Annotated in this window: 5 protein-coding genes and 1 pseudogene; 5 read left to right on the forward strand and 1 reads right to left on the reverse strand. The window is 43.5% G+C overall.

Annotated elements, in window-relative coordinates; translation table 11 throughout:
- The 4 genes and pseudogenes from AC4MRV_RS20915 to AC4MRV_RS20930 all read left to right on the forward strand — a co-directional run.
- A pseudogene (locus AC4MRV_RS20915) lies at positions 1-163 on the forward strand (septum formation protein); the annotation flags it as partial.
- Positions 164-260: 97 nt separating this feature from the next.
- On the forward strand, positions 261-1,622 hold the full coding sequence (locus AC4MRV_RS20920; RefSeq protein ID WP_491189226.1) for an L-serine ammonia-lyase: 1,362 nt from the start codon (positions 261-263) through the stop codon (positions 1,620-1,622).
- A 218-nt stretch (positions 1,623-1,840) separates the two neighbouring features.
- On the forward strand, positions 1,841-3,448 hold the full coding sequence (locus tag AC4MRV_RS20925) for an endonuclease (protein ID WP_491189227.1): 1,608 nt from the start codon (positions 1,841-1,843) through the stop codon (positions 3,446-3,448).
- 143 nt (positions 3,449-3,591) lie between these two features.
- Entirely contained in the window at positions 3,592-4,590 is a 999-nt protein-coding gene (locus AC4MRV_RS20930) for a 2-hydroxyacid dehydrogenase (RefSeq protein ID WP_491189228.1), read from the forward strand.
- 83 nt (positions 4,591-4,673) lie between these two features.
- On the opposite strand, the gene AC4MRV_RS20935 is transcribed toward AC4MRV_RS20930, so the two are convergent.
- Entirely contained in the window at positions 4,674-5,828 is a 1,155-nt protein-coding gene (locus AC4MRV_RS20935) for an amino acid permease (RefSeq protein WP_491189229.1), read from the reverse strand.
- A 660-nt stretch (positions 5,829-6,488) separates the two neighbouring features.
- Between AC4MRV_RS20935 and AC4MRV_RS20940 the strand changes: the two genes are divergently transcribed.
- The gene (locus AC4MRV_RS20940; protein WP_491189230.1) at positions 6,489-8,102 is read left to right on the forward strand and encodes a methyl-accepting chemotaxis protein; all 1,614 of its coding nucleotides are present in this window, start codon (positions 6,489-6,491) and stop codon (positions 8,100-8,102) included.
- Positions 8,103-8,395 lie beyond the last annotated feature (293 nt).

Below are 8,395 nucleotides of genomic sequence, written 5' to 3' on the forward strand. Positions count from 1 at the left end.
AATGGGTGCTCCAATGATTGCAGCTATCCTGTTCCTAATGCCTGTATTCGCGATGCAAAAAGTACCAGCAATGGCTAAGTACAAAACTTCAGCACCTGTGCAAGTTTTCACAGCTCTTTGTGGTATTGCGGCAATTACTTCTGTAATCTACGGCGCTCTTTAATCTAGACACTTTTATAAAGTCTGATTAATCCAAGAATATAACGATAATAACGAGCCTCCCTTTTCCCCTTGGGAGGCTTTCTTTTGAGGTAATCGATATGATTAGTGTTTTTGACATCTATAAAATCGGTGTTGGTCCTTCAAGCTCACATACAGTGGGCCCAATGAAAGCGGGTAAAGAATTTATTGATGATTTACGTTCAATGGGAAAATTGCGCGACATCACTAAAATCACCGTTGACGTATATGGATCACTATCACTGACAGGGAAAGGTCACCACACAGATATCGCTATCATCATGGGTCTTGCTGGCAACACTCCTGAGAAAGTAGACATCGACTCTATCCCGGGCTTCATTGCTCGTGTTGAAGAAACTGAGCGCCTTCCTGTTGGCATGCACTGTCACACAGTATCATTCCCGAAAGATGGTGGTATGAACTTCCATACTACTAACCTTGAGCTACACGAAAACGGCATGCAGATCCACGCTTGGATCGGTGAAGAAAAAGTGTATTCAAAGACTTATTACTCTATCGGCGGTGGTTTCATCGTTGATGAAGAGAACTTCGGTAAAGAAGAAGAGAACCCAGTAAAAGCGCCTTACGAGTTCACTACCGCTGAAGAGCTAGTGAACCAATGTAAAGAGAACGGTCTTTCAATCAGCACATTGGTTATGAAAAACCAAGCTGCGTTGCACTCTGACGAAGAGTCTCGCACATACTTCACGAACATCTGGAAGACAATGCGTGACTGTATGGATCGCGGTATGAACACTGAAGGCATTCTACCTGGACCTCTACGTGTTCCTCGCCGTGCAGCAGCGCTTCGTCAGCAGCTTCTAACCTCTGAGAAAACGACTAACGATCCTATGTCTGTTGTAGACTGGGTGAACATGTTCGCTTTCGCAGTAAACGAAGAAAACGCAGCTGGCGGCCGCGTAGTTACAGCACCAACAAACGGTGCGTGTGGCATCATCCCTGCGGTACTTGCTTACTACGACAAGTTCATTCAAACAGTAACAGAGAAAGATTACATCCGTTACTTTGCAGCTTCTGGCGCAATCGGTGGTCTTTACAAGCGTAACGCTTCTATCTCTGGCGCTGAAGTTGGCTGTCAGGGTGAAGTTGGCGTAGCGTGTTCTATGGCGGCAGCGGGCCTTGCTGAGCTTATGGGTGGTAGCCCAGAGCAAGTATGTATGGCGGCAGAAATCGCAATGGAGCACAACCTAGGTCTTACTTGTGACCCAGTTGCAGGTCAGGTACAGGTTCCATGTATCGAGCGTAACGGTATTGCTGCAGTGAAAGCAATCAACTCGACTCGTATGGCTCTACGTCGTTCTTCTGCTCCTACTGTTTCTCTAGATAAGGTTATCGAAACCATGCTAGAGACAGGTAAAGACATGAACGCGAAATACCGTGAGACTTCTCAAGGTGGTCTAGCTATCAAAGTCATTTGCTAATCCAAGCCATTGATTACAAAAAGGAGTGCATATGCGCTCCTTTTTTTGTGTCTGAATTCAATACTCACTTCATTTATACCGAATGGCAATTGTGAGATCCTCTGCATAAAAATATGAAAACTATCATTATAGACATCGATAAATGAGAGTTAGTTAAAACATATAGCTCAAACAAATGATTATCTTGTTGCTGATTTACTAATCCAATGAGAACTATTATGACAACAAAAATAACAAGTCTTACCCTACTCTCACTGCTTTGCTCTCCTGCTGCTTTATCACAGATCGCTAATGGAGACTTCGAGCAATGGAGTGGTAATGCTCCAACGAACTGGTCAACCATCGACTCAGGTATTGCGGTTTCACCTTCAAGTAACCAAGCCCTCTCTGGTGGCCTTTCTGCATTAATCTCTGTCAACACTGGGTCACAAAGCAATACTGACTTTCTTCAAACCATTAACGTAGAGCAAGGGAAAACCTACCCTTTTTCCGTCTCGCTTTACCATACAGAAGGCAAAGTCAAAGCACGCCTTTTTATCGACGGCTACCAAAACTATTCAGACCCAACAAAAACCAATCAATGGCAAACACTTTCTCATAGCTATACCGCAACAAGTAACAAAGAGATTCAAGTCGGTTTACGCTTTTACGACATTAGCGGTTTTGATGGTTCTGAAAATGTCTATGTTGATAGCTTCCAACCTACACAGTCAGCAACACCACCCGCTGAAACCTGCAGCGATAATAAGTTAACGCTTGACCTAACGACTGATCAATACGCTTCCGAAACAAGTTGGGATATTAAAAATAGTAGCGGTAATGTAATTGAATCGGGGCAAGGCTACGATAACTCAACAAACTACCAACAGAACCTTTGTTTGGCCGATGGCGAATACCAATTTTCAATCAAAGATACCTATGGTGATGGTATTTGTTGTGGGAATGGAAATGGTGCCTACAGTCTAGCATCAGGGCAAACCATCCTAGCGTCAGGCGGTGACTTCCAATACAACCAAACAACCAAGTTTACCCTAGGAAGTACCACTCCCCCTGTTGTAGATGGCTACTATCAAGCAGCGGCTGGTAAAACAGGTTACGAGTTAAAGACAGCCTTGTACGACATCATCAATAACCATACCTCTCAGGGTTACAGTGCTGTCTGGGATTTGGTTAAAGATGCTGACATCGATACTTATTACGAAAACGATGGTTCAATACTCGACGTCTACTCTGAGAAACCAGAAGGCAATGACGCGACAAGCTTTATTAAAATCACCAATCAATGTGGTCAATATAGTAAGGAAGGTGACTGCTACAACCGCGAACATTCTTTCCCTAAGAGTTGGTTTGGTGGAAAAGTTGAACCAATGAACTCTGATGGTCACCACTTGTTTGCTACCGATGGTTACGTGAACGCAAAACGCAGCAACTGGCCATTTGGTGAAGTAGGTAGTGCGACCTATATTTCAAGTAATGGTTCTAAACTTGGCTCATCGAGTAGTAGCCTTGGCTACACTGGCACAGTGTTTGAACCTATCGACGAGTTCAAAGGAGATTTTGCCCGCGCTTATTTCTACATGGCTACTCGCTATGAGAATGTGATCGCGAGCTGGGAGAGCAACAGCGCAAGCTCCGATGCTGTATTGAATGGTACCAATACTACCGTGTTTGAACCTTGGTTACTTACTATGCTCAAGCGTTGGCATAATGAAGATCCTGTCAGCGTAAAGGAACAAGCTCGAAATCAGGCTGTTTTTGACTTCCAAGGTAATCGCAACCCATTTATCGATCATCCTGAATTTGTTCAACAAATATGGGGCAACTAATTTAACTGACCCAATAAAGGCGCACAAATGTGCGCCTTCTAGATTAATCCCCCTATAAACCCCTACTCGATTTAGCGTTTTTATTTTGTGTGTTCTATGTCACATTTAGGCTTCGATATTCGTTATCATCTAGTGAGGCTATCATGCTCAATATCGCGTTTTTCAGCACCAAAAATTACGACGAAAAATCTTTCAATCAAGCCAATAAAAATCCCAATGTCGAGTTTCATTTCCACGACTTCCGCTTAAATGAAAAAACTGCGCAAATGGCGACGGGATGTGATGTCGTTTGTGCTTTTGTTAACGACAACTTATCCCGTCCAGTGTTGGAAAAACTTGCCGAAATTGGCGTTAAGATAATTGCGATGCGCTGCGCTGGCTTTGATAAAGTTGACCTAGAAGCGGCGAAACAACTCAACCTTCAAGTCGTTCGTGTCCCTGCGTACTCTCCAGAAGCCGTTGCCGAGCACACTGTTGGTATGATGATGTGCCTTAACCGCCGCTTACATAAAGCCTATCAACGTACGCGGGATGCAAACTTCTCGTTAGATGGCCTAGTAGGCTTTAATTTCTATGGCAAAACCATTGGTGTTATTGGCTCGGGGAAAATAGGCGTTGCGGCGATGAGAATTTTCAAAGGGCTTGGTATGAATATTCTCTGTTATGACCCTTATGAGAACCCAAATGCCATCGAGTTAGGTGCACAATATTGTTCGCTAGATGAACTCTATGCACAGTCAGATATTATCTCGTTGCATTGTCCTTTGACCGCCGATAACAAACACCTGCTAAATGAAAAAGCCTTCAATAAGATGAAAGATGGCGTCATGATCATTAATACTAGCCGCGGCAAGCTATTGGATTCTGCCGCTGCCATTGAAGCGCTAAAGAAAGGGAAAATTGGCTCTTTGGGCTTAGACGTATATGACAACGAAAAGGACCTTTTCTTCCAAGATAAGTCCAACGACATCATTGTCGATGACATATTCCGTCGCTTGTCAGCTTGTCACAACGTTCTGTTTACTGGCCATCAAGCATTTTTAACAAATGAAGCACTGCACAATATTGCCACTACAACGCTCGACAGCATCGAGAAGTTCTTTGCGGGTGAAAAATCGGGTAACGAACTTATTTCCGAGTAATCCACAAAGCCTTATATTGAAAAAGTCGCGAACAAACGTTCGCGACTTTTTTACTTATTATCATGAGACGTATTGCTTTGCTACTAAATCACCTGTGACGCAAGTAAAAATCCGCCAAAGACTAGAGAGAAAATCAGCATTCCCGCTCCGCCCTCTGCGCTGTAGCGCTCAGGTTCCGTGTTGGCTAGACGTAATTTGTATACCATGGAAAGTGGAACAAACACCGCAAGAAACACTAAGATAATCCCAGCGTAACCAAGCACAGCTAAAAACTTATCAGCGGCAAATAGAGATCCCACTAGAGGGAGTACAAAAGTTAACACATAAGTGACCAAGCGATTTTGGTTAAACATATCTCTATTTTGGTTAAACAAAGACATAGCAACACCAAAGAATGACGTCAGTAGTGCTAATCCCGTAAATACAGAAAGCAACGTAGCAATCCAGCTCGAATGATGCTCAAAAGCCGCAATTAAATCGCCGACACCTTTAAGTTCGCTAAGCTGAGTAGGATTTAAATTTCCGACTACGGCAAACAACCAACAAAGGTAACACACCAACGGAATCAATGAGCCTATGATTACCATGTTTCGAAGCTCTTGATCTGATGCCTCGTGGTTGTATGAAACCAATGATGGGATCACGACCATAAAACCAAAGCTGGTAAATAGCACCGCGCTTGTTTTAATCAGTTCTACATGATTGTCATTCGTTATTCGAGCAAAGTTACCTACACTAAAATCCGAAAGCAGGAACGCAAGTGTCAGGGCTAAACACGCTATCATGACAAAGAACAGCCCTCGATTTAGCTTATCAATCACACCTGTACCACCAGCAATGACGAGCCCCGATAGTAAAGTGAATGATATTTGGCTTTGCGTTGTTGTCAATTCCAGCCCCAAAGCTGCCATTAATTGCCCGACAAGATCTGCCGCACCTAGAATGTAGGCCATCAAAAGACAGATCAACAGCGCGTATAAAAGGCCATTGGTAACAAGCTGACCACCTTTTCCTAGTGTTTTTCTCGCAATAGAGTTTAGCCCAAGGCCACCACCAGACTTAACCGTAGCTTCAAGTAGCAACAGCGCTGCGTATGTGGTCCCAAAGCATATAAAAATCATCAGTAAAGTACCCCACAAAAGTCCAAACTGAGCGAGGACCATTGGGATAGCGAGCATACCAGCACCCAACGCGGTACCAGAGATTATTAGGGAACTACCTAAAAGTTTAGTATTCATATTTTCGTATTCTGTTTTGATTAATTTTTAATAGATGTGCGCGTGCCTAGCGCGAAGGCTAACAATCAAAAACAATACGAATAGCGAGCTTTAAAGAAGAAAGCAGAAAAGGAGTGACGCGAGAAAATGCGAAAGGCTTGAAAACGAGATGCAGAATTAGGTATTGCTCGACAAGTATGGGGCGAACCTTCCGTCGGTTCGATAATCGGTGTGGTAATTTTGAAAATCATCAAGATGTCCATTACAGCTAGACAATCCATTAAACAAAAAACAGCAAATCCTATGCTGCATGACCCGACATGGGTGGTTTCATATTATCCAACAGGCGGACGATTGCAACGCCAAACTGACTGAGTGGCGATTATTTATTCAAACAGAAATTTTTAAGAAAGAGTAACCGTACACTTCTTCATAAGAAAGGACATCCCCTACCCTCTATTCTCAGTTACGAATGTTGTTTCTCGATTTGCTCACAAAATTTAGAACGGTAAGACGAAAAGTTGGCGGCCGCCAATAATTTGATTACACATAACTCACATCACATTTACATTATCATCACTCTTACTCTGGTCACATTCCATAAATTCCCTACTTTATCTCTGGTTTTATCTAGGCAATCATGTGCACGTCTATTCTTATAAAATTGATATTAATCCAATAATGCGCCTATCAATAACAACTAAATTATTAATTACATTAGTCGGTGTGTTCGGGCTGGTTCTTATTGCCTCAACCTCTTATCAATACTTGCAGCAACGAGACTTACTAAACTCGGTACTAAGTGAGCAACTGCATGACAAGGCAAGTAACTATTTCGATAGCCTAAATATGATGATGCTAACAGGCACTATGGCTCAAAAAGAGACCTTGAGACAAAAAGCGTTAGCGCAGGAAGGCATTGAACAAGTACGTGTATTGCGAGCCGACTCCGTCAGCAAGTTATATGGCCCAGGTCAAGACAACCAAGTACCGCAAGATGACTATGATCAGCGCGCACTTGCAGGAGAACTCGTCATTGAGCCAATCGAGGCAGATTGGGGAAAAGGCATCGTTGTTGCTTTGCCGATGAAATCCAGCGAAAACTATCGTGGTACTAACTGTGTTTCCTGTCATATGGCTCCTGAAGGTGAAGTTTTGGGAGCGATTCGTCTGGAATACAATCTTTCCCACGTAAACAGTATGGTAAGTAAACGAACCATCATCGCAATATCGATCATGAGTAGCCTTGGTTTTATTGGTCTTGTCCTTACGCTAGTTTTGATTCGTAAGTTCATTGTTCGCCCAGTTCAGAAAACCTCTGCTTTTATGCAAAGTGTAAGTGAGACCAAGGATTTATCGCTTAGGTTAACCGACAAACAAAACGACGAAATTGGCCAGTTATCTAGCGCAATCAACTCGTTTATGGATACAGTCAACGACAGCCTCGTAAAGGTCCAAACTACGTCTCACAAGGTTGCAAACAGCGCAGCGGAACTTACTCATGTTGCTCAAGTTACCGATGACGCGGCAAGCAATCAGCAACAAGAGACCGCAGACGTTCAAGCCAACATCGAACAGATGCAATCTCAACAGTTACAGGTTGAGCAAGCGACCGAAGACGCGTCTTCATTAATCACCCACACCACGACTATTGCAGAACAAAGTGCCACCCAAGCACACAACGCAAGTAACGAGATAAAAAGCTTGGTGACCGATATCGAGTCGGTAAAAGAGAGCATTGTGGAGCTCAATGACCAAACAAGCGAAGTGTCCTCCATTTTGGAGGTTATTAAAGGCGTTGCTGAGCAAACCAACCTGCTAGCACTCAATGCCGCGATCGAGGCAGCTCGCGCGGGCGAGCAAGGTCGAGGTTTTGCCGTTGTTGCCGATGAAGTTCGACAACTTGCAAGCAGAACATCAGAAGCGACCGGCAGTATCGAGTCAATCATTGCCCAATTTCAAAAAGACAGTGAGGCATCATTACGCTCTGTTGACGGAGTGTGTGAAACCGCCCATGAGCGTTCAAACAATATTGAAGCACTATCACTTGCGATGTCTGAGGTAGTTCGAGAGATGCAGCAAGCATTGGCACATGCGAACAGCATACAGCAACAAACGAGCAACAATGCGCACCTTAGCCATCAAGTTCAAAATAAGGTTCAAGTAATTACTCAGCACGCAAACGATACGACTGAGTCAGCCAGCCAAACTCGCGATATCAGTATGAATCTTGAGCAATTATCTGAGCATTTAGAGGCTCTTTTGGCTCAATTCGCCCTTTCCGAGAAGAAATAGGCAAATAAGAGCTAAATTTGTTCGTCTAATTGACAATAAAGGTTGAAGCATAATATTTGAAAGGTAATATGTTCCGTTGAATCTGTAGAATTCTATCCAACCCAATGTTGACTCATTGTATTGATGAGCGAATGACGCATTGGGTTGAATTTTTACCTCAATGGAGAATATTTCAAACATGACTTACGCGCCTGTATCAGACGTTTTGAAAGGTCAGCTAGCGGTCGACAGTGAAGTGACTGTTCGTGGCTGGATCCGTTCACGTCGTGATTCCAAAGCTGGAATCTCTTTCC

This window comes from Vibrio sp. (genome assembly GCF_984391705.1).